General features: G+C 46.6%; 29 protein-coding genes. 17 read left to right on the top strand and 12 right to left on the bottom strand.

Annotated elements, in window-relative coordinates; translation table 11 throughout:
- Positions 1–603: 603 nt before the first annotated feature.
- Complete coding sequence (locus tag DXN05_RS22825; RefSeq protein ID WP_116849630.1) at positions 604–1,962, bottom strand: glycerate kinase type-2 family protein; 1,359 nt, start codon at positions 1,960–1,962, stop codon at positions 604–606.
- A 312-nt stretch (positions 1,963–2,274) separates the two neighbouring features.
- On the opposite strand from DXN05_RS22825, the gene DXN05_RS22830 reads away from it, so the two are divergent.
- The 5 genes from DXN05_RS22830 (at position 2,275) to DXN05_RS22850 (ending at position 6,047) form a co-directional block, all read left to right on the top strand.
- A complete protein-coding gene (locus DXN05_RS22830; RefSeq protein ID WP_116849631.1) occupies positions 2,275–3,825 on the top strand; it encodes an ArnT family glycosyltransferase in 1,551 nt (516 codons plus the stop codon).
- A gap of 48 nt (positions 3,826–3,873) precedes the next feature.
- Entirely contained in the window at positions 3,874–4,611 is a 738-nt protein-coding gene (gene gpmA, locus DXN05_RS22835) for a 2,3-diphosphoglycerate-dependent phosphoglycerate mutase (protein WP_116849632.1), read from the top strand.
- A 45-nt stretch (positions 4,612–4,656) separates the two neighbouring features.
- Positions 4,657–5,214 carry a DUF1543 domain-containing protein gene (locus DXN05_RS22840; RefSeq protein ID WP_116849633.1) on the top strand — a complete coding sequence of 186 codons (558 nt, stop codon included), beginning with the start codon at positions 4,657–4,659 and terminating at the stop codon, positions 5,212–5,214.
- Positions 5,215–5,540: 326 nt separating this feature from the next.
- Positions 5,541–5,720 (top strand): Sec-independent protein translocase subunit TatA/TatB, encoded by a 180-nt coding sequence (locus tag DXN05_RS22845; RefSeq protein ID WP_116849634.1) that lies wholly within the window; start codon positions 5,541–5,543, stop codon positions 5,718–5,720.
- 129 nt (positions 5,721–5,849) lie between these two features.
- Positions 5,850–6,047: a hypothetical protein gene (locus DXN05_RS22850; protein WP_116849635.1), complete on the top strand. Its 198-nt coding sequence runs from the start codon at positions 5,850–5,852 to the stop codon at positions 6,045–6,047.
- 80 nt (positions 6,048–6,127) lie between these two features.
- Here the strand turns inward: DXN05_RS22850 and DXN05_RS22855 are convergent, their stop codons facing one another.
- The 3 genes from DXN05_RS22855 to DXN05_RS22865 form a co-directional block, all read right to left on the bottom strand.
- On the bottom strand, positions 6,128–6,340 hold the full coding sequence (locus DXN05_RS22855; protein WP_116849636.1) for a hypothetical protein: 213 nt from the start codon (positions 6,338–6,340) through the stop codon (positions 6,128–6,130).
- 134 nt (positions 6,341–6,474) lie between these two features.
- Positions 6,475–7,050, bottom strand: coding sequence for an L-threonylcarbamoyladenylate synthase (locus DXN05_RS22860; RefSeq protein ID WP_116849637.1), 576 nt, complete (start codon positions 7,048–7,050; stop codon positions 6,475–6,477).
- The gene (locus DXN05_RS22865; RefSeq protein ID WP_116849638.1) at positions 7,047–8,195 is read right to left on the bottom strand and encodes a glycosyltransferase family 4 protein; all 1,149 of its coding nucleotides are present in this window, start codon (positions 8,193–8,195) and stop codon (positions 7,047–7,049) included. The genes DXN05_RS22860 and DXN05_RS22865 overlap by 4 nt, the downstream gene beginning before the upstream one ends.
- Positions 8,196–8,433: 238 nt before the next feature.
- On the opposite strand from DXN05_RS22865, the gene DXN05_RS22870 reads away from it, so the two are divergent.
- The 6 genes from DXN05_RS22870 (at position 8,434) to dapF (ending at position 13,392) form a co-directional block, all read left to right on the top strand.
- A complete protein-coding gene (locus DXN05_RS22870; RefSeq protein WP_116849639.1) occupies positions 8,434–9,225 on the top strand; it encodes a LiaF transmembrane domain-containing protein in 792 nt (263 codons plus the stop codon).
- Positions 9,226–9,365: 140 nt separating this feature from the next.
- On the top strand, positions 9,366–9,725 hold the full coding sequence (locus tag DXN05_RS22875) for a DUF4288 domain-containing protein (protein ID WP_116849640.1): 360 nt from the start codon (positions 9,366–9,368) through the stop codon (positions 9,723–9,725).
- Positions 9,697–10,773 (top strand): sensor histidine kinase, encoded by a 1,077-nt coding sequence (locus DXN05_RS22880; RefSeq protein WP_211330128.1) that lies wholly within the window; start codon positions 9,697–9,699, stop codon positions 10,771–10,773. Before DXN05_RS22875 ends, DXN05_RS22880 begins: the two co-directional genes overlap by 29 nt.
- Entirely contained in the window at positions 10,770–11,519 is a 750-nt protein-coding gene (locus DXN05_RS22885) for a LytR/AlgR family response regulator transcription factor (RefSeq protein ID WP_116849641.1), read from the top strand. Before DXN05_RS22880 ends, DXN05_RS22885 begins: the two co-directional genes overlap by 4 nt.
- A gap of 65 nt (positions 11,520–11,584) precedes the next feature.
- Positions 11,585–12,397, top strand: coding sequence for a 2,3,4,5-tetrahydropyridine-2,6-dicarboxylate N-succinyltransferase (locus DXN05_RS22890; protein WP_116849642.1), 813 nt, complete (start codon positions 11,585–11,587; stop codon positions 12,395–12,397).
- A 209-nt stretch (positions 12,398–12,606) separates the two neighbouring features.
- The gene (dapF, locus tag DXN05_RS22895) at positions 12,607–13,392 is read left to right on the top strand and encodes a diaminopimelate epimerase (protein WP_116849643.1); all 786 of its coding nucleotides are present in this window, start codon (positions 12,607–12,609) and stop codon (positions 13,390–13,392) included.
- Positions 13,393–13,450: 58 nt separating this feature from the next.
- Here dapF and DXN05_RS22900 read toward each other — a convergent pair whose 3' ends face one another.
- Entirely contained in the window at positions 13,451–13,921 is a 471-nt protein-coding gene (locus tag DXN05_RS22900; RefSeq protein WP_116849644.1) for a hypothetical protein, read from the bottom strand.
- Between the two features lie 51 nt (positions 13,922–13,972).
- Positions 13,973–14,347, bottom strand: a complete 375-nt coding sequence (locus tag DXN05_RS22905; RefSeq protein ID WP_116849645.1) for a hypothetical protein — start codon at positions 14,345–14,347, stop codon at positions 13,973–13,975.
- 155 nt (positions 14,348–14,502) lie between these two features.
- Here DXN05_RS22905 and DXN05_RS22910 point away from each other — a divergent pair, with 155 nt between their 5' ends.
- The 6 genes from DXN05_RS22910 to DXN05_RS22935 all read left to right on the top strand — a co-directional run bounded on the left by DXN05_RS22910 (position 14,503) and on the right by DXN05_RS22935 (position 22,382).
- The gene (locus tag DXN05_RS22910) at positions 14,503–15,441 is read left to right on the top strand and encodes a magnesium transporter CorA family protein (protein ID WP_116849646.1); all 939 of its coding nucleotides are present in this window, start codon (positions 14,503–14,505) and stop codon (positions 15,439–15,441) included.
- 295 nt (positions 15,442–15,736) lie between these two features.
- Positions 15,737–16,849 carry a DUF4856 domain-containing protein gene (locus tag DXN05_RS22915; RefSeq protein WP_116849647.1) on the top strand — a complete coding sequence of 371 codons (1,113 nt, stop codon included), beginning with the start codon at positions 15,737–15,739 and terminating at the stop codon, positions 16,847–16,849.
- 77 nt (positions 16,850–16,926) lie between these two features.
- Positions 16,927–18,054 (top strand): imelysin family protein, encoded by a 1,128-nt coding sequence (locus DXN05_RS22920; protein ID WP_116849648.1) that lies wholly within the window; start codon positions 16,927–16,929, stop codon positions 18,052–18,054.
- Positions 18,038–19,402 (top strand): HTTM domain-containing protein, encoded by a 1,365-nt coding sequence (locus DXN05_RS22925; RefSeq protein ID WP_116849649.1) that lies wholly within the window; start codon positions 18,038–18,040, stop codon positions 19,400–19,402. The genes DXN05_RS22920 and DXN05_RS22925 overlap by 17 nt, the downstream gene beginning before the upstream one ends.
- A complete protein-coding gene (locus DXN05_RS22930) occupies positions 19,366–21,831 on the top strand; it encodes a TonB-dependent receptor (RefSeq protein WP_211330129.1) in 2,466 nt (821 codons plus the stop codon). The genes DXN05_RS22925 and DXN05_RS22930 overlap by 37 nt, the downstream gene beginning before the upstream one ends.
- A gap of 71 nt (positions 21,832–21,902) precedes the next feature.
- Positions 21,903–22,382: an NUDIX hydrolase gene (locus DXN05_RS22935; RefSeq protein ID WP_116849651.1), complete on the top strand. Its 480-nt coding sequence runs from the start codon at positions 21,903–21,905 to the stop codon at positions 22,380–22,382.
- A 156-nt stretch (positions 22,383–22,538) separates the two neighbouring features.
- Here the strand turns inward: DXN05_RS22935 and DXN05_RS25165 are convergent, their stop codons facing one another.
- From DXN05_RS25165 to DXN05_RS22955, 6 genes are all read right to left on the bottom strand, one after another.
- On the bottom strand, positions 22,539–22,667 hold the full coding sequence (locus DXN05_RS25165; RefSeq protein ID WP_262511516.1) for a hypothetical protein: 129 nt from the start codon (positions 22,665–22,667) through the stop codon (positions 22,539–22,541).
- The gene (locus tag DXN05_RS24535) at positions 22,660–22,842 is read right to left on the bottom strand and encodes a hypothetical protein (protein ID WP_147314050.1); all 183 of its coding nucleotides are present in this window, start codon (positions 22,840–22,842) and stop codon (positions 22,660–22,662) included. The genes DXN05_RS25165 and DXN05_RS24535 overlap by 8 nt, the downstream gene beginning before the upstream one ends.
- Positions 22,843–23,111: 269 nt before the next feature.
- On the bottom strand, positions 23,112–23,489 hold the full coding sequence (locus DXN05_RS22940; RefSeq protein ID WP_147314052.1) for a hypothetical protein: 378 nt from the start codon (positions 23,487–23,489) through the stop codon (positions 23,112–23,114).
- A 239-nt stretch (positions 23,490–23,728) separates the two neighbouring features.
- A complete protein-coding gene (locus tag DXN05_RS22945; RefSeq protein WP_116849653.1) occupies positions 23,729–24,007 on the bottom strand; it encodes a hypothetical protein in 279 nt (92 codons plus the stop codon).
- Positions 24,008–24,019: 12 nt separating this feature from the next.
- Positions 24,020–24,571: a hypothetical protein gene (locus DXN05_RS22950; protein WP_147314054.1), complete on the bottom strand. Its 552-nt coding sequence runs from the start codon at positions 24,569–24,571 to the stop codon at positions 24,020–24,022.
- Between the two features lie 163 nt (positions 24,572–24,734).
- The gene (locus DXN05_RS22955) at positions 24,735–25,211 is read right to left on the bottom strand and encodes a hypothetical protein (RefSeq protein WP_116849655.1); all 477 of its coding nucleotides are present in this window, start codon (positions 25,209–25,211) and stop codon (positions 24,735–24,737) included.
- Positions 25,212–25,254: the final 43 nt, after the last annotated feature.

Here is a 25,254-nt window from a genome sequence, read left to right on the forward strand (position 1 = left end):
TGTTTGCGCATCAGGCTAATTTTTGGTGTGGTAACTTAAAATTATCTGATAACTGGGGCTTCGGCCCCTTTTTTTGTGCCTTATTTTAAAACTTTACCGGACAACAGTGAATAGTCAATAGTGAATAGTGAATAAAAAAGCCGCGGAGGAAAAGAGGAAAGGATGTGCTGCGCTAAGATAGTGTCGACTGTCGATTCTCGAAATTGGTACTCGCTAAGATCACTCACGACTGACGACTGACGTCTCACGAAAACCACCCGCTGAGATCGTCTCGACGTGTCGATTCTCGATTCTCGAAACTGGTACTCGCTAAGATCACTCACGACTGACGACTGACGTCTCACGAAAGCCACCCGCTGGATCGTCTCGACGTGTCGATTCTCGATTCTCGAAACTGGTACTCGCTAAGATCACTCACGACTGACGACTGACGTCTCACGAAAACCACCCGCTGGATCGTCTCGACGTGTCGATTCTCGATTCTCGAAACTGGTACTCGCTAAGATCACTCACGACTGACGACTGACGTCTCACGAAAGCCACCCGCTGAGATCGTCTCGACGTGTCGATTCTCGATTCTCGAAACTGGGTCATGCTGCTGATTTAGTATACAAGTGCCATCATGATATCCATTACATTGGTTTGTGTGGGACCGGTAACCAGTAATCCGCCTGCTGCGTCGAAAAAATGCCAGGCATCGTGTTCGTGCAGGTATTGCTGCAAACGCAGCTTCTTTGCTGCAGCCTGTTGCAGCGTACCTGTATCTGCAACTGCACCGGCAGCATTTGTAGGGCCGTCAGTGCCATCGGTACCGCCACTTAAAATAAGTACATTTTTTAACTGTTGTACAGCTATTTGCTGTAAAGCAGCCAGTACAAAATGCTGGTTGCGCCCGCCTTTGCCATTGCCTGTTACCTGCAGGGTAGTTTCGCCGCCCTGTAAAATACATATCGGCTTTATGCCGGTGTAAGTTGCAGCCATTTGCACCAGTTCAGCTGCTGCCGTTGTGGTTTCACCTGTAACCAGGTGCGGAACAATATGTGTATGATAGTGCAGCAACCGCGCCTGTGCTGCAGCAGCCTGCAAAGCCAGGTGGTTACTGCCCACAATGGTATTCACTACATGCTGCAAAAGCACATCGCCGGGTTTTGGCGTATCGGCTATTTCATTAAGCAGGCCTTTTTGCAGGTACTGCACAACAGCAGCAGGCAATTGCGGCAGTAAACGGTATTTATCCAGCACAGCATAAGCATCGTGAAAGGTAGTGGTATCTGCAACCGTAGGGCCGCTGGCAATCACTTCCGGTGCATCGCCGGGCACATCGCTGATGATGAGTGAAAAAACGCGCGCACCATTGCAGTACCGCAGCAGCTGCCCGCCCTTGATGCCGGATAAATGTTTACGAACCGTATTGATTTCATGTATGCCTGCGCCGGATTTAATCAGCAGGTCAAACGTGGTTTGTATCGCCTCCAACGTCAGCGATGCAGGCACATCGCACCACAAGGCAGAAGCGCCGCCGCTGATAAGGCAAAGCACTACATCCTGCGCAGTAACCTTACTTAACAACTGTATTGTTTCCCGCACAGCCTGTACACCACTTTCATCAGGCACCGGGTGCGCCGCTTCCCTCACCTGTATTTTTTGTGTGGGTAAAGCATGTGCATATTTAGTGGTTACCAAACCGCCGGTGATTAAACTGCCCAGCACTGCTTCTGCCGCAACAGCCATTGCAGCTGCTGCCTTGCCTGCACCAATCACATACAGTTTGCTGAAAGCAGCGCGCGGCAATACATGCCCTGCAATAACAACTGCCTCCCCGTTTGCCACCAAATGCTGCTGCATCAGCCGGCCCGGCTGTACCGCTGCTATGGCTGCGTTGAATATCGTAATGGCGTCAGATCGTGGAATGATGGCTGGATTGTTTGATTGTTGAATGGTTGAATTGTTCTTTCCAAACATAAGCTATCTTACCGGGGCAGCAAAAAGACTGTCAGCCATACAATATCGATCCAGTGCACACGCCCCCGATGGCTTCGGTTGTTCACCGAAACGGGTTCCCTTTGCATTTCCTTGTCCATTGCCCTGGCGATTCATGACCGTAATCCCGTTCATATAACATATATGAATTTTACCCATACCAGACAATCCGGCGATTGCTGTTAAAGCACCATTAAATCAATTGTCCGTTTCATCAAATTTGATGTGTAAGTTCTATCTTGCCCCCGATCCAGGGGATCTCTTTAAAAAGAACCTACTTTACCTACTGTAAACATGTACAAAAAATCGCTGATCTGGCTGATTGTATTGGCCACCTTGGGCAGGTGCATCGTTGCGTCTGCTGTTGAATTGGGTAACGATGAAGTGTATTACTGGACCTATAGCCAGCATCTTCAATGGAATTACTTCGATCATCCCCCGATGATCGCTTTCATGATCAAGTTATTTACCGGTAACCTGTTGTTCCAGTACAGCGAATTGTTCGTTCGTTTGGGCAGTATTGTGTGCGGCGGACTGGCTACCTGGTTCATCTACAAACTGGTTACACGCATCAGTTCTGAAAAGGCAGGTTTTACCGCAGCGGTTTTGTATACCACATCACTTTACAGCAGCATTATCGCAGGGGTGTTTGCTATGCCCGATTCACCGCAGATGTTATGGTGGGTATTATCCATTTACATGATCGCCATACTTACTACCAGTGAACAAACCAAAGGCTGGCAATGGTTGCTGCTGGGTACGTTTACCGGCCTGTGCATTATGAGTAAAATACACGGCGTGTTTATCTGTTTCGGTTTTGCGCTGTATGTTATTTTCTATAAACGCGAGTGGCTGCGTAACCCATGGCTGTACATCAGCTTCGTGGTTTGTTTTGCCATTGCACTGCCCATCTTCTTCTGGAACTACGATAACAACTTTATTACGTACCAGTTTCACAGCCAGCGCGTGGGTACACATCACCTGCAATTTCAGTCAGATAGTTTCCTGCGCGAGATAGTGGGTGAAATTATGTACAACAACCCCATCAATTTTGTTTTAACGGCCATTGCCGTTACGCTGTTCCTTAAAAGAAAACCACAGCACGCTTCACCGTTTATGAAAGCATCGCTGCTGATTGCACTGCCAATGATCGGCGTGCTGATAGGCATGTCGATGTTCAATGATACTTTGCCACACTGGAGCGGACCAGCCTATGTAACCCTGATACCGCTGGTGGCCATTCACTTTTCACCACGGTGTGCGCCTGAGCGCACCATGCCACGCAGCGCAGGTTATGCCATGGGCTTGCTAATGGTAACATTGGTGGGCGCCATTCTACTGGTGAACCACTTTCCCGGCACACTCAGCAACAAGAAAACAGCTATCAATGCCGGCTCCGGCGATTTTACGCTGGACATGTACGGCTGGGATCAAACGGCAAAACAAATGGCGCTGATTGAGCAGCGCGATGTGGCGGCAGGCAAAATGGCGCCCGGTAGTGTTTTCATTTCCAATAAATGGTTTCCTGCAGCACATACTGATTACTACATTGCACGCCCGCTTGGCATGAAAGTAATTGGCATGGGCAATATGTTTGACCTGCACCATTACGTATGGATGAATACCTATGCCATGCAGCAGGAAGGCTCGCAGCTGCGGGATGCTTACTGCATTGTGCCTTCCAATTATAATTCTGATGTACGCGGCCTGTACAGCGGGGAGTTTGCCCATATTGATTCAGTAGGTACCTACCCTGTTTTGCGCGGCGGCAAGGTTTGCCGTTATTTCAGCGTGTACCGCCTGAAGAATTTCCACGGCACAGTTCCTGAAATACAAACACAGTAAAACATTTGTGCAGCACACCTGTTAATATCCTTTGCAAAATAAACGGATATGAAAAAACTGGTGCTGATACGCCATGGCGAAAGCCAGTGGAACCTTGAAAACCGCTTCACCGGCTGGACAGATGTGGACCTCAGTGAAAAAGGTATCGCAGAGGCACACCACGGCGGCAGGCTGCTGCGCGAAGAAGATTATACTTTTGATATTGCTTTTACCTCGGTGCTCAAAAGAGCCATTAAAACACTGAACATTGTGCTGGATGAAGTAAACCAGCTATGGCTGCCGGTTACCAAGGCATGGCAGCTGAACGAGCGTCATTACGGCGCTTTACAGGGCCTTAACAAGGCCGAAACAGCCGCCAAATATGGCGATGAACAGGTACATACTTGGAGAAGAAGTTACAACACGCCACCACCCGCACTCGATAAAAAAGATGAACGCTACCCCGGTAACGATACCCGTTATGCACACTTACCACCCGCCCAGCTACCCTTAACTGAAAGTCTTGAAAACACGGTGGCCCGGGTAGTGCCCTACTGGGAGCACACCATTGCACCCGAAATACAGGCAGGCAAAAAAGTCATCATTGCCGCGCATGGCAACAGTTTGCGCGCATTGATCAAATACCTGGAAACAATCGGTGATAACGACATCGTAAACCTGGAGATACCTACCGGCATTCCCCTGGTATATGAGCTGGACAATGCTTTAAAAGCTGTACAGAAATATTACCTGGCCGATGATGATGCCATTCACCAGGCCCTGCAAAAAAGCAAACACGATGAGTAAAGCGTTGCTGCAGTTAAAGCAAATCCTTTATTTTCACTGCCCGATATGACCACACAACAAAACCTGTACATGCTGCTGCTGGGCTGCAAACCGCCGGGCCGCCATACCGAACAGCACGATATTTATTTTGGCATTGGCAACGACTTAAAGAGCCTGGTGCCCGGTATCATTGCATTCTGGCCGCAGGCAGCACCTAAAATACACATTGATGCATGGCGCGAGGTAACTGTTGTAGGCAATTACCGCATCAGCATTGCAACACGGGTAGCTGCTGCTGTTCAGCAAAACCAGCCCAGGGTGTTTTTCATTAACCTTGGCGGTTACAAGCCCAACGAATTTGACGAGTTTCATTACCGCATGCTGGTAGTAGCCCATACCAGGGAAGCTGCTGTTAAACAGGCAAAGGAAACGGCCTTTTTTAAACACAGCCAGTCTGCACATGTAGATGACAAGTACGGTATTGATGTAGATGATATTTACGAGATAGAAGATATACTGCCGCCTGCAATGAATAAGGCGTACAGCGTAATTGTTACACCACTGGCTGCACCTGCCCCTGAAGATAAAATGTCAATGGGATATTTTAAGCTGAATGAGTTGTGAGGACTGTGAGTGGTGAGTGGTGAGTGGTGAGTGAAAAAACGGTGAATAGTCAGTAGTGAATAGTGAATGACCGAAGCGGAGGTTGCCGGTGAGGACACCGGCAATGGCACATGGAGGAATGACTTTCCGACAAGATCATCTCGACGTGTCGATGTCCCGATTCTCGAAATTAATACTCGCTTAGATCACTCACGACTGACGATTCACGATTCACGGCACCAATTGATGCATGGCAGCGCGATTTAGCTAAAACATGCAAATCTTGCCGCATGCGATTATTTCGTACCTTACATTGATTCCCTTTTATTCACTTAAATACATGTACCATGGGCGGTTTAGGTTTCCAGGAAATATTACTTATTGCAGTAGTAGTACTGATATTATTCGGCGGCAGAAAAATACCCGAGTTTATGCGTGGGCTGGGTAAAGGATTGCGCGAGTTTAACAACGAAAAAGACAAAGACAGTTCAGAGAAAGAAAAGGAAAAAGAAGAAGAGAAAAAATAGTGCGGCATTGCTTACAAAAATACACAGTCCATTCCCCAAAAGCCGGTTCAACTGTACATAAAACCGGTAGCATCACTGTAAAAAACACGGGGCATACCATTTGCTTGTTAACTGCAAACTTTAGCGAATATGTCAAAGGCCGTGTTTAAAGAAAATCCGGGCGCCAATAATGTACAGTTCAATTTCAGTAAGTCACCAGAAATAGCTTACTGGGCCAGGAAGTATAACATCAGCCCCGAAGTGTTACAACAAACATTCAGGGAAAATGGTTACTCCATTGCACAAACTATTGCTGCCATGCAAAAAATGGGCAATACTGCCGTATAATACAACAGCCGTTTGCTGCCATACATAAAAATCCCGGGTATCACAACCCGGGATTTTTTTATCGATGTTATTTGTTTTCCTTATTCAAATTCCAGCTCATTGCTGTAAAATTCCCAATCGAACAGCAGGTAAGAACGGTATATTTTACGCAGCAGGTTCTTCTCGCGGTTTTTTAACCTGTAAGGGGCGTGGATGGCCTGGCGGATGGAGCTGCCATCGAGACCTAATTCATGCAGCAAACGCACGAATGACCGCATTTTGTCTGTAGGTATGTCAAGTATAACCCTTGTCATATAGGAGTTTTTCAATGCTGTACACAACAGTAAATAAGAAAAGGCACTTCTATTAACAAACTACTAAAAAGAACAGGAATATCCTAATCTGTTAACGTGCATTTTAACTATTTCGACAAATGGTTATTCATACGTTACTTCCTGATAAAGTGAATCATTCCGTTCTGCCAGGTGATAATGGCCGATGGTTCGGTAGGCGTGGTATCTGAACGCCTGTAACGTACGGCATAATCTACCCCGTCTACAATCACCGGTTCTATGTCTTTAAAAAATGCCGGCGCAGGTATGCCGCTGGTGTTGGCTGATGTGCTTACAATAGGTTTCCGGAACCGTTTGATAAGATACTTGCAGAAGGCATCGCTGCAAATACGCATGGCTACCGATCCGTTGGTTGCCAGTACATTATCGGCCAGCCCTATCGCATTTTCATAAATTACCGTGGTGGGTTTCGGCGCCTGTTCAAGATAACTGAACACGGCCAGGTCAGGCGCTGCCACATATTGCAGCACTTCCCGCTCTGAACTTACCAGCACCACGAAACTTTTTTCGGCCGGTCGCTTTTTCAATGCAATAATCTTTTCCACAGCTTCGCTGTTGGTGGCATCGCAACCCAGTCCCCACACGGTATCTGTGGGGTATACTATAATGCCGCCCTGCTGCAGTACCTGCAGGCATTGTTCTACATCGGCGGTAAAGTCGTTTTCTATCATACGGTACGAAGATAAGTTTGCATTACCGCTTCGGCACATTGTTGCTGCGAAAAACGTTGTGCATGCCGGTAGCCCCTTTCAATCATGGTATCGCGCAGGGCGCTGTTGCCGGCCACATCCGTTAAAGCGGCCGCCATTTCAGATACACTGTGCGGGTCAATGTACAATGCCGCATCACCGCCTGCTTCGGGCAGGCACGATACGTTGCTGGTAATTACCGGCAAACCGCTCCACAAGGCCTCCAGCACGGGTATGCCAAAACCTTCAAACACCGATGGGTATATCATGCAAAGTGCCTGCTGGTAAATGGCCGGGAAATCGGCCGCACTCTGGTAACCGGGCAGTTGTGCCGAGGTTTTATCCGACAAAAAAATCACCCTGCCGGTAAGGCCATTGTCTTTAATATACTGCTGCACCTGCTGTTTGTAGGCGCCACCATCCCCTATCACCACCAGCGGAATGGTAATGGAAGGCTGTGCACGCAAAGCCTGGCAAATCAGCAGCAGGTTTTTGCGCTCAATCACCGACCCTACGTACAGGAAAAATTTGTCCGGCAGGTTGTAACGCATTTTTACCTGCTGCAGCTGTGTGGCGGTTTGCTGTTCGCCAAATGCCGGGTTGCAGCTCTGGTAACAGATGTCTATTTTTTTCTCATCTACCTGGTAAAACTGCACCAGGTCATCGCGTGTTTGTTTGCTGATGGCAATAATACGGCTGGCATTTTTACATGCATATTTAAACTTGTTGCGGTAAATCAGTACATCCAGCGGTTTGTATTGGTTGGGGTAACGTTCAAAAATAAGGTCGTGCATGGTAACCACCGAGGGTATGCCTGTTTGGGCAATACCCATGGGTATTTCATGACTTAAGCCGTGATACAGATTGATATCCAGCAATCTAAGATCTTTCTTCACCCAGCTGCTGCGCCAGGCCGAGGTGAAAATATTGCCGGGAAAACGGGATGGAATAACCTCGTGCACATTCGCAAAATTCAGTGCGTTAAAGCGGTTGGTATGTTTGGGCGTAAACAGGAAATATTCGTGCCCGGGATAATAAGCCGCCAGCGAGCTGATGAGCGTGCGGCTGTAATGGCCCAGTCCTGTTCCGTTTGTATAGGCTCTTTTTGCTTCAAATCCAATGTTCATAGTACAGATCTCTGTTGGGTTAATACCGATCTTCCGGTTGTTTGCTGGGCGATGCCAGTAAAATGCCCGCAAAGATGGCAAAAACTATGCATTTGTTTGGTTTACCGGTCATTGTTTCAAAAATTAGCCACGGTTCACCGGCATTTTTATGCCGTTAACCGGTAAAACCAGGCGGCATAACCTAAAACGACTTTCCCCGGCGCAGCTCATCTGCTATTTTTGACTTACAAATCAGGATATGGAACAAGGTACCCGGTACAAAAAACAGCACAATCATATATGGACAGGCCTGCTGATGGTTTTAATTGGCATTTTACTGCTAGCCCGCACCATGGGCGCCCCTTTGCCCGAATGGCTGTTTACAGTGAACACAGGTCTTATTGCCCTGGGTGTGCTCATTGGTTTTAAAAGCCATTTCCGCAGCCCGGCAGGACTAATACTGATGCTCATTGGCTGTTTTCTTTCGCTGGACGACTGGTTCCCGGGTTCCAATTTCAAACAGTACAGCACACCGGCCATTGTAATACTGATTGGACTGGCCTTTATATTCCGCCCCAAACGCAGGTGGAAGGACGAGGATGACTGGAAACGCAATTACCGTGATTCAAGACGCAGGCACCGCGATTTTTTTGAGGAGAACCCACCTGCACCCGTCAATACTGCAACTGGTGCAACAGAACAGATGGCCGGGGAATACCTCGATTCAGTAGTGGTATTCGGTGGAATTGAGAAAAAGATCGTGAGCAAAAATTTCCAGGGTGGCGAGATCACGTGTTTTATGGGAGGTTCGGAAATTGATTTTTCGCAGGCCGATATACAGTCGCCCGTAATACTGGAAGTAACACAGGTGTTTGGCGGCACCAAGATTATAGTACCGCCGCACTGGAACATTAAATCAGAAATAGTGGCCGTATTCGCAGGCATGGAAGACAAGCGCCCTGCCAACGGCCTCGCACTCGACCCGGCGAAAACCATTATACTGAGAGGCACATCAGTATTCGGCGGAATTGAAGTGAACAGCTTCACCTAGTGAGTGGTGAGTAGTGAATGATTTAGCGGAGTACGGGTGATCACTCCTTCGGAGGTAAATAGTGAATAGGCAATAGTGAATTTTGTAAGTGGTTATATCATTTTCAAATTTTCACATTTTCAAATTTTCAAATTGTTTCTATGAACTGGTATCTTGCAAAAATCGTTTATCGCATCATCTGCGGCGCAGGCGAACATACTGCCCAGTTTGATGAACAGTTGCGTTTAATTGCAGCAGAAGATGAGTTGCATGCATTCAATAAAGCGCAGCTGCTGGGCGACCGTGAACAGGAAACGTTTTTAAATACGAAACAAACGCTTGTGCAATGGAAATTTATCAATGTAAGCGAATTGCACAAACTCGATACATTGATAGACGGCGCTGAACTGTATTCGAAAATAAAGGAAGAAGAAGATGCCGATTCATTTATTCATGTAACCAACCTGAAAGCAGCGCACCTGCTTTCAGAAAATGCAGAACAATTCTTGCAAACCCTTTAAACCATTGCTGTTGGCCTCTTCCTTCTCAGATAAAAGTTTCCGTTACACATTCATTGCCTGGTGGCTTGCCGGTGCATTTATTCACACGTTGGCTGTTTACCAGTACCGGCAGGATATTACACTGGCGCTGGAAGACAGCCTGGTGAGCAATATACTGCTTGCAGCCAGCTGCCTGCTTATTACCAACAACATGCAGTACTACCTGCCCAGGCATGAGAAATATTGGTATGTACTCATCATTAGTCTTGGCCTCAGCGGATGCTGCCTGTTGTTATCCAAATACCTCTTATTCTGGCTTACCGGCATACACAGTGATTATGCCCTGTTTCTGCGGCAGTCAACCGGGCTGCGCTTTGCGCTCGATTTTTTGATGATTGGCTGCATGGCCATGTTTAGCCTGTTATGGTACACACAGCAGGAACAGGCACAAACAGCCAAACGCCAGAGTGATGCGGAACGGCTGGCACGCGAGGCAGAATTGTTTAAACTGCGCCAGCAGCTGCAGCCGCATTTTTTATTCAACAGCTTAAACTCCATCAGTGCATTAACCGGTGCCCAACCCGAGAAAGCGCGGCACATGATTCAGCAACTGTCCGATTTTTTGCGCGGCACCCTGCGCAAGGAAGAACATGCCTGGGTAAGCCTGCAGGAAGAGCTGGATCATTTGCAGTTATACCTTGAAATTGAAAAAGTACGTTTCGGTCACCGGTTACAAACCAGTATACAATGCAGTGAAACCGCCTGCAGCCAGCGTTTGCCGGCCCTGCTGTTACAGCCGGTAGTAGAAAACGCCATTAAGTTCGGCCTGTACGATACCACCGAAGCCGTGGTAATATCACTGGAAGCAATTGTGCAGCACAAGCAGCTGCTGATCACCATCAGCAACCCCTTTGATCCTGATACGGCAGCAGCCAGTACAGGCACGGGCTTTGGCTTATCGAGCATACAACGAAGGCTGTTCCTCCTGTTTGCACGAACCGACCTGCTACAAACCAGCGCCATCGGCAACCATTTTATCACCACCTTAACTATACCACAACCTGCATGATGAAAGCCATACTGATAGACGACGAACCGCTGGCACGCAGCATTGTACGCGAGTACCTGCAGCATTATCCTGAATTTGAAATAGCAGAAGAATGCAACGATGGTTTTGAAGGCGTGAAAGCCATTGCCAGGCATCAGCCCGATATTATTTTTCTCGATATACAAATGCCCAAGATCAATGGCTTTGAAATGCTGGAGCTGGTTGACCAGCCGCCTGCCGTTATCTTCACTACTGCGTTTGAGGAGTACGCCATCAAAGCATTTGAAGCGCATGCCACCGACTACCTGCTGAAACCCTTTAGCCGGGAACGGTTTGACAAGGCCGTACAAAAATGGCTGGCAGCCAGGCAAAACACCGCTGCCGCGAATACCGATAATACACAGGCCCTGCTGGAAACAGCTGCACACACACCGGCGCAGCAAAACCGCGTGGTGGTAAAAGATGGCACCAAAATCAAGATCATTCCCATACCCAACATACAATATTTGGAAGCTGCTGATGATTATGTAAAAATTCATACAGGTGAAGGCGTGTTTCTGAAAAACAAAACCATGGCGCATTTTGAAACATTGCTGCCTGCCCAGCAATTTGTGCGCGTGCACCGCTCGTACATCATCAACGTACAGCTTATTACGCGTATTGACCCCTACGAAAAAGAAAATCACCAGGCCATACTGCAAACCGGCGCACGCCTGCCTGTAAGTAAAAGCGGCTATGCGAAACTGAAGGATGTGCTGGGGATTTGAGAGATACCCGGCAGGTTACGGGTGTTTTTATTGCAAAGACCCTATTTTTGCGAAAATTTTTCAAAATGGAACTGCAACAATTGATTCAGGCGGCCTGGAACGACCGGAGCTTATTAAAAGATGCCACTTATACCGACGCGGTAAGAGCGGTAATTGAAGACGTTGACAAAGGCCGTCTGCGCACTGCTTCACCTTCAGACAATGGCTGGGTGGTGAACGAATGGGTAAAACAAGCGATTTTAATGTATTTCGGCATACAGCAGATGCAAACATTTAACCTGCCCCCGTTCGAGTTTCATGATAAAATGTTGCTGAAAAAAGATTACGCAGCACTTGGCGTACGTGCCGTTCCGCATGCAGTAGCCCGCTATGGCGCCTATATCGCTAAAAACGTGGTGCTGATGCCGAGTTATGTAAACATCGGCGCATTTGTAGACGAAGGCACCATGGTTGATACCTGGGCTACCGTAGGCAGCTGCGCACAGATAGGCAAAGGCGTTCACCTGAGCGGCGGCGTTGGCATTGGCGGTGTACTGGAACCCCTGCAGGCTACCCCGGTTATTGTAGAAGATGGTTGTTTTATCGGCAGCCGTTGTATTGTGGTGGAAGGTGTGGTAGTAGAAAAAGAAGCCGTACTGGGCGCCAACGTGGTATTAACACAAAGCACTAAAATTATAGATGTAAGCGGCAGTGAGCCTGTTGAATACAAAGGCCGCGTACCGGCACGCAGCGTGGTTATCCCGGGCAGCTATACCAAAAAATTCCCTGCAGGCGAATACCAGGTAAGCTGTGCACTCATCATTGGCCAGCGCAAAGCCAGCACCGATCTTAAAACCAGCCTCAACGATGCACTGCGCGATTTCAACGTAAGCGTGTAACGGCTATCACATACACCTTTCCCCGGCAAGCCGGCCACCCGCATTCATACCAGGTATTGCAGGCTGTTGGCTTACCGGGGATTTTTGTTTGCATACTAACACCCGATAGTGTTCTGGAATACAAACTGTTAACCTTGCTGCCGGTTATGGCATAATTTGCAAAAAAGTAGGTACTTTACAGTTAGAATAAAAGGAGTAACGACAAGATCATGGACATTCATTTCTTTAAGTACCAGGGCACGGGTAACGATTTTATTATCATTGACGACCGCGAAGGAAACATCAACCTTACCACCCAGCAGGTAGAAAAATTATGTAACCGCCGCTTTGGCATTGGTGCCGACGGACTGATGCTGCTGAAGCAGAAACCGGGTTACGATTTTGAAATGCAGTACTACAATGCAGATGGTAAAGAAAGCACCATGTGCGGTAACGGCGGACGGTGCCTCGTTAAATTCGCCTACCACCAGGGTATTCATAAAAACAAGTATCATTTCATTGCCATAGACGGTCCGCATGATGCCACCATTGAAGACAATGGCTGGGTATATCTTAAAATGAAAGATGTAGACGGCATTAAACAATACTACGGTGATTTTGTGCTCAACACCGGTTCACCGCACTATGTTAAAAGCGCCGGCCACCTGCAAAAGCTCGATGTGTTTAACAAAGGCCGTGAAATACGCTACAGCAACGATTTTGCGAAAGAAGGCATCAATGTAAACTTCGTGGAGGAAAAAAGCGAGTGCGCCATTTTTGTACGCACCTACGAACGTGGTGTAGAAAATGAAACACTCAGCTGCGGTACCGGTGTAACAGCTGCTGCGCTGGTTTTTGCGCACAACGAAAAAGGCTTTAACCGCATAGAAGTGCAAACACTGGGCGGCCACCTGGCAGTTGAATACGATAAAATAGGGGAAGAACGTTTTGAAAACATCTGGCTCTGCGGACCGGCAGACTTTGTTTTCAGCGGCAAGGTTTCTGTTGGGGAATAAACAGCCATCACAATAACTTACAGCTTCCTTATTACATTGTGGTAAGGAAGCTTTTTATTTATACACGCTGCAACACAAACTGCACCTGCGCAAGCGGCCAAACCCTTTCCATGCTTCCTGTTTCATCGTGTGTAAGTACATAGGCAAACGGCGGCTTGTTGCTGTAGCTCCCGTTTTCAAACCCTACCAGCCTGCTGAAACGGAAAGCACCTTTCCCTGCCTTTGTATGATGCAGTACATCCCGCACTTCTTCTGCAGGCACTGCATAAATAATGTAATCAGGCACAACTGCGGGCGCAGTTATACGGCTGCCATCTTCACAAACCAGCAGGCCATTGCCATACACTGGCAATACATTACCGGCGGGTAATGACGGCTGTACAACCAGCAGTTCCCAGTTCAGCTGCAGCCATTCGGCCAATGTGTTTTCATTGGATGTATATTGTTTGTTGGCAATAACGGGATTGAGGGTACCCCAGCTATAATCTAAAAAGCCGCCAAATGCACGGATAGCATCAGTAATAAACATATTCAGGTGTTTAACAAAGTGATAGAATAAGGGGGCTGGTTCCGGGATGCACTATCCCTGCTTCAGGTATTTCCTTACCAGCGGCGTTAACGCAAACCAGTCTGCCCGCTCTTTTGCATTCCATACTGCCCAGTAATTCAGCCGCTCATCGTACGCGCCTTTGTGTTGGTTCAGCACTTCCGCAATGGTTTTCCACAATACATTGCCATTGTCAAAATCGTCCCAGAGAAATTCTTCGTAAGAGCAAAGGATCAGTGCTACCAATGCAAAACGCTCCGCTGCAGAAAGGTTGGCCGTATGCGCAACATTTACAAAACCGGCAATCCTGTTTTTATCTGCAAGTTCAACTTCCCAATCCTGTTCATTGCCTGTTGCCGGTAGCTGCAATAGTTCGTTTAACGCTGTAATGGCTGCTTTGGTGATCATGGCGAAAGATAAGAATTCAGCGGTGAAGTTAACTATTTACTACGCATAAAAAGCCCTGCCACATGCATATTAAGCCCGCTTTGTCAAAGCTTTTTATTAACTTAATTCCCTGTATTGCCCGGCTAAGGTTAACTTCGCGGCACGACTAACGAACTATGATCCAGTTTTTTAAGAATATCAACCATCAGACAGTAGAGATCGACAAACCTGAAAACGGCACCTGGGTAAACCTTGTTCCGCCGTTTAAGGAAGAAGAATTTGTTGACCTCAGCGAAACACTGGACATACCTATCGAGTTTTTACGCGATTCGCTCGATATAGATGAACGCCCCCGTTTTGAGCTGGCAGACAATGTGCGTTTCATCGTGATCAAAACACCGGCTGAAAACAATTCCTTCAACGACAGCGATGCTTATTACATCACCATTCCCATCTGTATTATCTTAACCCATAACCAGATTGTAACGGTGAACTCCTTCGACAACGGCGCCATCAAAAAATTCCTCAACACCTTTGAGAAGCGCCATCCCGATAAAAGGAACATGATGGTGCTGAAAGTGTTTGAGAAAATTGTACAGAACTTCATGGAATACCTGAAGGAGATTAACCAGAAGCGTAACCTGTACGAACAGAAACTGTACGACAGCAACCGCAATGAAGAGCTGCTGTACCTGATGCGTATCCAGAAAAGCCTGGTATATTTCATCACCGCGCTGCGCAGCAATGAACTGCTGATGATGAAACTGGAACGCACCGATTTTCTCGGTCTTAATGAAGAAGAACGCGCCTACCTCAACGACCTGATTGTAGAAACCAGCCAGGCCCTGGAAATGGCCAACATCTATACCAACATCCTCAGCAGCACCCTCGATGCCTTTGCCAGCATTATCAGCAACAACCTGAACAATGTGATGAAAAGGCTCACCTCTATCACCATCATACTCTCGCTGCCCGCACTTGTTACCAGCATATACGGCATGAACGTAGACATCCCCTTCTCCCACTCTTCACACGCATTTTATATACCCGTACTGTTATCGCTGGGTATCTCTATCGTGATCAGCTGGTATTTCATGAAGAAAAAGTGGTTCTAAAGAAGGACTGTTTAAATGTTTAATGGTTTGAAGGTTTAAAGTTTACTGTTCGCGTCAGCGACAGTGGCATTTTGTATTTCATTCACTATTGACTATTCACTGTTTTTTGCCCTCGCCCCCGTTCACAACACGCGAACCTTGTATAAACGTAACACTCCTGCAGGGAGTTGCCTGCCCTATACCATTTTATGCAACTTTTTTTTGTTTCCCGATTCCGTAAGCCGGTATTCCCGAAAGCGTAAACAGTACGACACTTTCGCGCTGTAATGTTGCCGCCAATTAACCAAAAGCATTTATGAAAAGAACTTTAACTCCTTTTATAGGATTTGCATCGGCAGCATTGTTATTCACCACCAGCTGCAAAAAAGACGATAACAACAATGCAACTCCAAGCTACACCGTTCCTACTACCTATAATTTCAGCAATGCAGATTCACTGAAGGCAAAAACAACCTTGTCAATGCTTGCCGAAATAGAAAACACCATCAACCTCGGTAACAATGCAGGTACGGTAGTAAGCAGCGCTACGCTGAAAGGCATGTTCAGCAATACCGGCAACTATTTTACTGATACAGTGTTTAACGGCACAACCCTACACCTGAATACTTCAGGCGTACAGCTGAAAAGCGGCACTGTCACAGCAGCACAAGCGCTTATTGAAGGGGTGATGGACAGCATTGCAGCTGCCAGCGCAACGGGCCAGGTAGCATCAAATGGTGTTGCGGGCGTTAGTTCAAGAAAAACGCTGTTATCAGCCAACGGCATTTACTGGCGCCAGTTCTTTACCAAAACCATGATGGGTGTATACATTGGCCACCAGATTACCGATGTATACCTGGGCGATTCACTCAACAGCAATATCAGCGCAGCAGCCAAACAACACGCCTGGGACCAGGCTTTCTACCTCTGGTGTGTGCCTGCCAACTTCCCTGCCAACAGAACAGGTGTTAAATACTGGGGCTCTTATACCAGCCAGATTGATTCAGGCATCGCCAAGCCCGTTGCCAACCTTACCGGCATCAATTCAAACCCAACCCTGCTCAATGCCTTCCTGAAAGGCCGTGCAGCGCTGGCAGCGAACGACAACGCCACTGCATTACAGCAGGCCGCCATCATTATTCCTTTCTTCGAAACAATGGAAGCGGCAGCAGCTTTACATGAACTGAACGAAGCAAAAGGCAACCTGCCCAACGGTGCAGCTGCTGTATGCGGCAACCTGTCTGAATCGCTCGGTTTCTGGATAGCACTCAAATACAACGCACACAAAAAAATCAGCGATGCCGATTACCAGGCCGTGTTAACCCTGTATGGCACCAACTTTTATAACATTACACCTGCCGGCATTGATGCCATCCTGAATAAAATCAGCAGCATTTACGGCTGGGATAATGTGAAAGCTAACCTGTAAACGTATTTCTTTTTTACGGCTGATACCTGGGCAAACACAATGGCCGGGTATCAGCTTACTCATTTAATACATCGACCATGAGATCACAAAAATTAGCAACAGTAATCGTTGGCAGCGCTTTGTGTGCAGCCGTGGTATTGTTCTCGTGCAGCAAGTCGGGCAACAACGACACCACACCACCACCCACCGGCGGCGGCAACAGCGGCGGCGATACGGTACTGGTAAACCTCGGCACCAATGTTATACTGCCAGCCTACCAGCAGCTGGGCACCGGCACAGCAGCGCTGGATGCGGCCATTACTGCGTTTAATGCAGCACCAACAGCCACCACGTTAACTGCTGCGCAAAATGCGTTTAAAACCGCGTATAAAAACTGGGCAGCAATCAGTGAGTTTGAATTTGGTCCTGCAGCAGACCTTTTTCTCACCACGCATTTCACCAACAGCTTTCCTACAGATACGGCGTTGATCAAAAGCAATACTGCCGGCGCCACCTATGCCATCGACGGCCTGGCCAACTATGCAGCACAAGGCTTTCCTGCCATCGACTACCTGTTGTTTGGCAATGGCAACGATGCTGTACTGGCGCGTTTTACCACCAGTGCCAATGCAGCAGGCGCCAAACAATACCTCGCAGCATTGTCTGGTTCAATCAAAACCAAGGCAGCAGCAGTGGCTACCGCATGGTCGCCTGCTGGCGGTAATTACCTGGCCAGGTTTACCAAAGCAACCGGTGTGGATGCAGGCAGCTCACTGAGCCTGCTGCTGAACGCCTATGTGCTGGACTTTGATGTTAACCTGCAGAACTACAAAGTGGGTATTCCCATTGGCTTGTACGGCCCATCGATGCTGCCCAAAGCGCCTACCAAAGTGGAAGGCTATTACAGCGGCTTGTCTGACCAGCTGCTGATTGCACAGGCACAGGCTTACCAGAAAATTTACCTGGCCGGGCTGAATGCCAAAGTAGCTGCCACCAAAGCACAGAACAATGGAGCATCGCTCAATGATGTAATCACCAACCAGCTCACCACCCTGATCACGAAGTTCCAGGCATTACCTGAACCGCTTTCAACAGGCGTGAGCAACAATGCCAGCTCCATTAACGATGCATACACCGAAATCCGTAAAATGACGGTATTGCTGAAAGTGGACATGAGCTCTGCACTGGGCATCAAAATTTCATTCCAGGATGACGATGGCGACTAATTTTTTTACACGATACAGGCATATTGCTCCGTTGGCCGTACTCCGTATGGCCTTCGGGGCCGTGCTTTTTATCAGCACCCTGCGTTTTATGTGCAAGGGATGGGTACACGATTTTTATGTAGTGCCCACCTATCATTTCCCTTTTGAAGGTTTTGAATGGCTGCACCCGTTACCGGCAGCAGGTATGTATGCCCTGTACGCCGTGATGGCACTGGCAGCACTATGCATCTGCATCGGGCTGTTTTACCGGGTTGCGGCACCGGTGTTTTTCCTGTGTTTCTGTTATGCAGAACTGCTCGATAAAACCTATTACCTTAACCATTACTACTTTGTTACCATCTGCGCCTTTTTACTTACACTGGTACCTGCACACCGCTATTGCTCAGTAGATGTACTGCGTAAACCTTCGCTGCAAGTAACACAGGTGCCTGCATGGAGCATACTGCTGTTCAAGTACCAGCTGTGTATTATTTATTGCTGCGCAGGCTTGTCCAAACTCACGAAAGACTGGCTGCTCAATGCCATGCCACTGAAAATATGGCTGCCAGCGAAAGCAGACATTCCTGTACTGGGACCGCTGCTGAAATATGAATTCACCGCTTACTTCTTCAGTTGGGGAGGTGCCTCGTTCGACCTTTGCATTGCATTTTTATTACTGGCCAAACCCACGCGGCGTTTTGGTTATGTGCTGGTGATCATCTTCCATGTATTAACAGCAGTGCTTTTCCAGATAGGCATGTTCCCCTACCTGATGATGAGCGCTACCCTGATATTCTTTTCTGAAGATTTTCATAAAAAAGTGATCAGTTCAATAAGAAGCTGGTTTTCCCGGCCACCCATTGCGCAGGAACAAACCGTATTGCTGCCGGTACGGCCCGGTAAACAGCGTATGCTGTTTTACTTACTGGCACTGTATTTCGCGGCCCAGGTACTATTGCCCTTCCGCTATATGCTGTACCCCGGCACCCTGCTGTGGACAGAAGAAGGCTACCGTTTTTCATGGCGTGTAATGCTGATGGAAAAAGGCGGCACCACATTCTTTTATGTAAAAGATGCAGCCACCGGCAAAAAGTTTGAAGTCAACAACCGCGCCTTTCTTACGCCTTACCAGGAACGTATGATGGAAACGCAACCCGATATGATGTTACAATACGCACACATACTCAAACACGTTTACCAGCAGCAGGGCATTGCGCAGCCCCAGGTAACCGTACACAGTTATGTTACCCTGAACGGCAGCGGCAGCAGATTGTATATCGACAGCACAGTGAACCTGGCCAATGAAAACAACACCTGGTTTAAACACAATACATGGGTACTACCCTTTACCAACAAACAAAGCCGGTAATGAAAGCTTTTTATATCCTGTTTCTTTTATTTGTATGTACTGCGGCACGCGCGCAAACTATTTCTATTACAGGCACCGTAACCGGCGATAAACATGCGGTTGCCGGTGCTACGGTAGTATTGCAAAACACCGGCTATCGCACCGTTACCAACGAAAACGGCGACTTCACGCTAACCAATATACCACCCGGCAATTATATACTGCAGGTAAGCAGCGTGGGTTATACCATCGTTAACAAAAACATCACAGCCGGTACCACCAACCTGTTTGTACAAGTGCCTTTAACCACCGGCACACGACAGCTGGATTCCGTGGTGGTACAAGCCGCCGGCCAGCTGCACAGCGGCTTTACGCGACTGCACGATGTAGAAGGCATGGCTATTTACGCAGGCAAAAAAACAGAAGTGGTAGTAATGAAAGACATGGTGGCTAACAAGGCCACCAACAACAGCCGCCAGTTATATGCAAAAGTTGCAGGATTGAACATCTGGGAAAATGATGGTGCCGGCATACAACTGGCCATTGGTGGCAGGGGGCTTAGTCCTAACCGCGTATCCAACTTCAACACCCGGCAAAACGGTTACGATATCAGCGCTGATGCACTGGGCTACCCTGAAAGTTACTACACACCACCTGCTGAAGCAGTAGAGCGTATTGAAATTGTGCGCGGTGCGGCCTCCCTGCAATACGGCACACAGTTCGGCGGCATGATCAACTTTAAAATGAACCACGGTTCAGACAGCGAAAAGATTGCCATCAACACCCGCCTCACCGGCGGTTCTTACGGCTTTTTCAACACTGCAACCAGCGTTGGCGGCACAGTAAACAAATTGAACTATTACGCCTTCTTCCAGCATAAATCAGGCGATGGTTACCGGCCCAATTCAGCGTTCAATGCCAATACCGGTTATGCAGCGGCCACCTATAGTTTCAACAACAGACTATCCGTAACCGCGCAATACACGCACCTCGATTACCTGGAGCACCAGCCCGGTGGCTTAACCGATGCAGACTTTGCGAAAAACCCGCGTCAGTCTGTACGCGCGCGCAACTGGTTTAAAGTAAACTGGAACCTCGGCGCCGTATCGTTAGACTACCACCTTAACCCGCAGCTCACGTTCAACACCCGTTTCTTCGGTCTGCTGGCCAACAGGCAGGCACTTGGTCTGCTCACCTTCATCAACCGCATAGATGACGGCAGCGACCGCAACCTGTATATTGATCATTACCGCAACTGGGGTAACGAAAGCAGGTTACTATATCAATACAACATCGGCAACATGCCTGCTACCGCGCTTGTTGGTTTTCGTTACTATAGCGGGCACACCAACCGCCAGCAGGGCTATGGCAACAACGGCTCAGGCGGCAATGCCAGCGACTTCACGTTCACCCCGACCAAGGCATCAGACAGCCTGCGTTACTCGGATTACGTGTTTCCCAACCACAATACCGCCGTATTTGCCGAAAACATTTTCCGCATTACACCAAAGCTCAACATCATACCCGGCGTGCGTTACGAGAACATTACCACGCGCGCGCAAGGCACTTATACAAACGTAGTATTCGACCTTGCAGGCAACCCCATTAACCCGCAACAGATCACCGATAACAAACAGAACAAGCGGCAGTTCCTGCTTGGCGGCATTGGCTTTACCTATAATCTCACTCAGCCCATCCAGCTGTACGCCAACATATCGCAGAACTACAAGGCACTTAACTTTAACGACCTGCGCACACTCAACCCCAACCTGCGGGTTGACAGTTCGCTGCAGGATGAAAAAGGGTACTCTGCAGACCTTGGCATACGCAAAAGCACGGGCATTTTTAATTTTGATGCCAGCCTGTTCATGATTCATTACAACAACAAAATAGGCAGCATTCTTTCTACCGATGCCACCAATTTCCTGATCTATAACCTGCGCACCAACGTAGCCGAATCGCGTCACTACGGCCTGGAAACCTATGCAGAAGCCGATATCTGGAAATGGATAAAAGGCCCTGCAGCAACCACTGCTGTATCGCTGTTTTCGAATTTCTCTTTAATCAGTGCCAAATACATACACAGCAAGGAAAGCGCGATAGAAGGCCGGCGCGTAGAGTTTGTGCCCGATGTGGTGTTTAAAACCGGTGTTGCCGTTCGCCACAACCGCTGGGCTGTCAGCTACCAGTTCTCGTACACCGGCAAACAGTTTACCGATGCCACCAATGCCACCTATACCGATAATGCCATCGACGGACTTGTGCCTGCCTACAACATCATGGACCTTTCTGCCGATTACCGTATCAGCAAACATTTCAGCCTGTCAGGTTCACTAAACAACCTGGCCAATGCGAAATATTTCACCCGCCGGGCAGATAGCTATCCCGGCCCCGGCATTGTACCTGCAGATGGCAGAAGTTTCTTTTTAACCCTGCAGGCCAGGTTGTAAAACCACATGCAGCGGATAAACCGGATAAGAATATATTTGTAGGGCAAGCAATCACCTAACGCAACACATTTATGAGCACCTTATCCGGTTTATTCAATGTTCGGGTTTACGGCATCCTGATGGACAGCCAGCAACGTGTACTGGTAGCAGACGAGTTTATCCGCGGCGCCTATATTACCAAGTTCCCTGGCGGCGGACTGGAATTTGGTGAAGGCACCCGCGAATGCCTGAAGCGTGAGTTTAAAGAAGAAACCAACCTCGATGTATCCATCGGTGCACATTTGTACACCACTGATTTTTTCCAGATCTCGGCCTTCAACAACCGTGACCAGATTATCTGCATCTACTACTACGTCATAGCCGATGAGCCAGTAAACCTGGAAACAAAAACCCAACCTTTCGACTTCGCTCCTCACCAGGTAGCCGACCCCAACGGCGAAAGTGAAGTCTTCCGCTGGGTACCCTGGCACGAGCTGCACCCCGATACGGTGACATTGCCGATAGATAAGGTAGTGGTACAGCAGCTGAAGCATGCGGCGAGTGAGTTGTAGGCGAATGGCATTAGCATCCCGCTTACAATGCAAATAGAAGAAAAAAATAGCTACAAAATCAGGTACATGTACCGGTATACCTTGCAATATCCTGTGGGTGAATGTAATAAAGAGTTTATTTATTTTGGGGACTAGCTTTGCGAGTATTGTATCATTTCAATAGGCTTTGCCGGCTTCTTTTTCCCATTCATCAAACAATGCCTTTTTACCTGGTTCAATAAGCATTCTGGCATTGCTAATGATACGCTGCACCCATTCAAACTCCCTTTCTTTCCGCTTAGCCACAACAAAGGGTGGTTGTTTTATTAAGTTCTTTTGAAGATTTCAAACCTGTTTTTCTCAAAAACTCTTTGCTGTGTTCACTCCAATTTTTAGGATCGGGAACTCTTTTAGCATCATCTGTCTCTAATATCTTTTTTATTGCTGCGCCAATACTTGCATCTATATTATTTTCTAGCACTTGAAGATAGGGGTCAATTCCTATTCCAAATCCACTAACTGTTTTAGCTAACCCAAATAGTAAATACCCTTTCTTATCGCATCTCTTCTGAGTATATCATTTCCTATTTTTTCTGATCCAAATATTTCGATATAATTAGCAAAATGTGAAATCACCCTATCACCTTTCGATATATGAACAGTAATCATTTCAAGGCAAGCATCCCCCGCCAATCTACATAAATTGTAAGCCATTAGATACAAATTCAACAACTCGTATTGATCTCAATACTAATCAATCGGAGACAATACTTCATAAGCAATAGTTCTGCTATGTACCACAAAACTAGACTTTGGATCCTCTCCTAATTTTCCCAGCCCATCAACCTGAATTGGATAAAAGTCGCATATAATTCCCGTCTCATCTTCAACTAACATTGCTTCAAACACAACCGAATTACGAAGCTTTATCGTATCTACATACCTGAACACAAATACATCCCAAAAGTCAAGCCTTACATTTTCCCATTTCTCTGACGGCCAGTTAAAACAAACAAGATATATAGATAGCATGTAGTATTTAGACTGTTCGCCCTCTAACCGATATTCAATCCTTTCAATTTTGGCATCACCAAACTCATGATATTTTTCTTTGATTGCGTTTACCATATTTAGCATCTATTAACCTGTCTACAGAATCAAGGCCTCCATTTAACTTAGTTAAAATACTCAAGTCCATCGAAAACCAGCGATGATCAGTGACTGAGGTTATTAATCCTAAACAATTTATTCAATTATCAAAAATATGTTTCCAGCTAAAATCTCCCTCAAGCACATGTGGTAATTTATCAATTAGCAAACTGGCGATGCATATTAACTGCTCCGACACAGTTCCGCTAATTGAATAACTATTTAAATCGTTGGGGTAAATTCGTTCCCGCCCATGCCGGATACATCGGATAACCTATCAGCACCTTTCCGTTTTTAGATAAAGCATCTGACTTAATTTTATCAATAGGATCTACTATATTACAACCGATATCGCCGTAATCATAAATAAATTTCAGAATACACTTTTGATTAAAAAGGAATACTGTCTTACCTGACTTACCTTCGCTCTTAACTTCAAATCCGTAGCGTGAAATCAGATTATTACAGCATTCTATAACCAATAGTTCTAGATTCATTTATCAAACATCTTACTTTAAATCATTCCCCGAAAAAGCTATAGACCCAATACTGTATACTTCTTTTTGCAATCCAAGTAAAATGAACGATGCACCTACTGAATTAGTAGTGCCGAATAATTCATCCCGCCAATTTTTATCGGAAGAAGCAGTTTTAAAAATAATATTTTTAAGACTATCTATCTTATGAACCTGTTGAGGATTCCCAGAAAAATTTCGCGCCTTTATTAAATTTTTCATTAAACAGTTATTTAAACTATCTCCTAAATCCCCATCCACTAACAATTCTCTTACCTTGCTAATATTTTCTGCATTACCCTCTTTATATGTGCTCAAGTCTGTATTAAGCCTATTGATAAGTTCATCTGTTTTGTAAAGAGTTTCAAATAGCAATATTGCCTTTGTTTTTTTAACGCTATCATTTGACGACTGAACTACTACTTTATATGCAGCGGTCATTATCATCCTAGATTTCAAATTGGCTGCCGCTAGTTCGACTTTTGCATTATCAAACCTTGTATTTACGCTTTCATTACATGCGCTTAATATCAGCGCAAAAAACACCCGATATATTTATTTTTACTCCTCTGCAGCTTTTTCACCTGCTTGTATTCCAGCTTGTTCAACTTGTCCATCATAGTTTTTATCCGTATTGACAGCCTTAGACGCTAACTACAATTAAGCCCGACTATGCCGGGCTTAATTGATACGTTACCTAATAAATTATTTATTGCCTGTCAAATGAAATTCCACCACGTTTAGAAAGACTAATCTGTTGACTATCTATTAACAACGGTTCTCGTCTCACAAATTGTTTATACCCAACTGATCTAAAAGTTATGTCACCTTGATTTGTCTCAATCAACCATTGATATTCAATTTCTCGTTTAATATAATCTGCATTAAGAGGCCTTTTGGGGTCACTTCTTTTTACATCTGCAATCTCCAGCAAAAATGGCTCAGTAATGGTAATATTAAAATTCAAATCGCTAACGTTCTCAAAAATCAAAGTGCATGGTGAAACCCAAAATTCATAAAACACATTTTCCCCCTTGGCGCTACTCCATTCGAAGATATAATCTAAATCCAGCAAAAATTCGTAATTGCTGCCAAAAGATATTGCATGAACAGTATTGTCATGCCATCCCATTTTTTCAAAATCATCATCTGTCCAAACTATCTTTTCTAAAATAAAACGTTCCATGTTTCACTAACTTGGCTTTTATTTTTACTTAAGTTTGCTTTAC

The sequence above is a fragment of the Deminuibacter soli genome (assembly GCF_003412455.1).
In the GTDB taxonomy this organism is placed as follows: Bacteria; Bacteroidota; Bacteroidia; order Chitinophagales; family Chitinophagaceae; genus Deminuibacter; species Deminuibacter soli.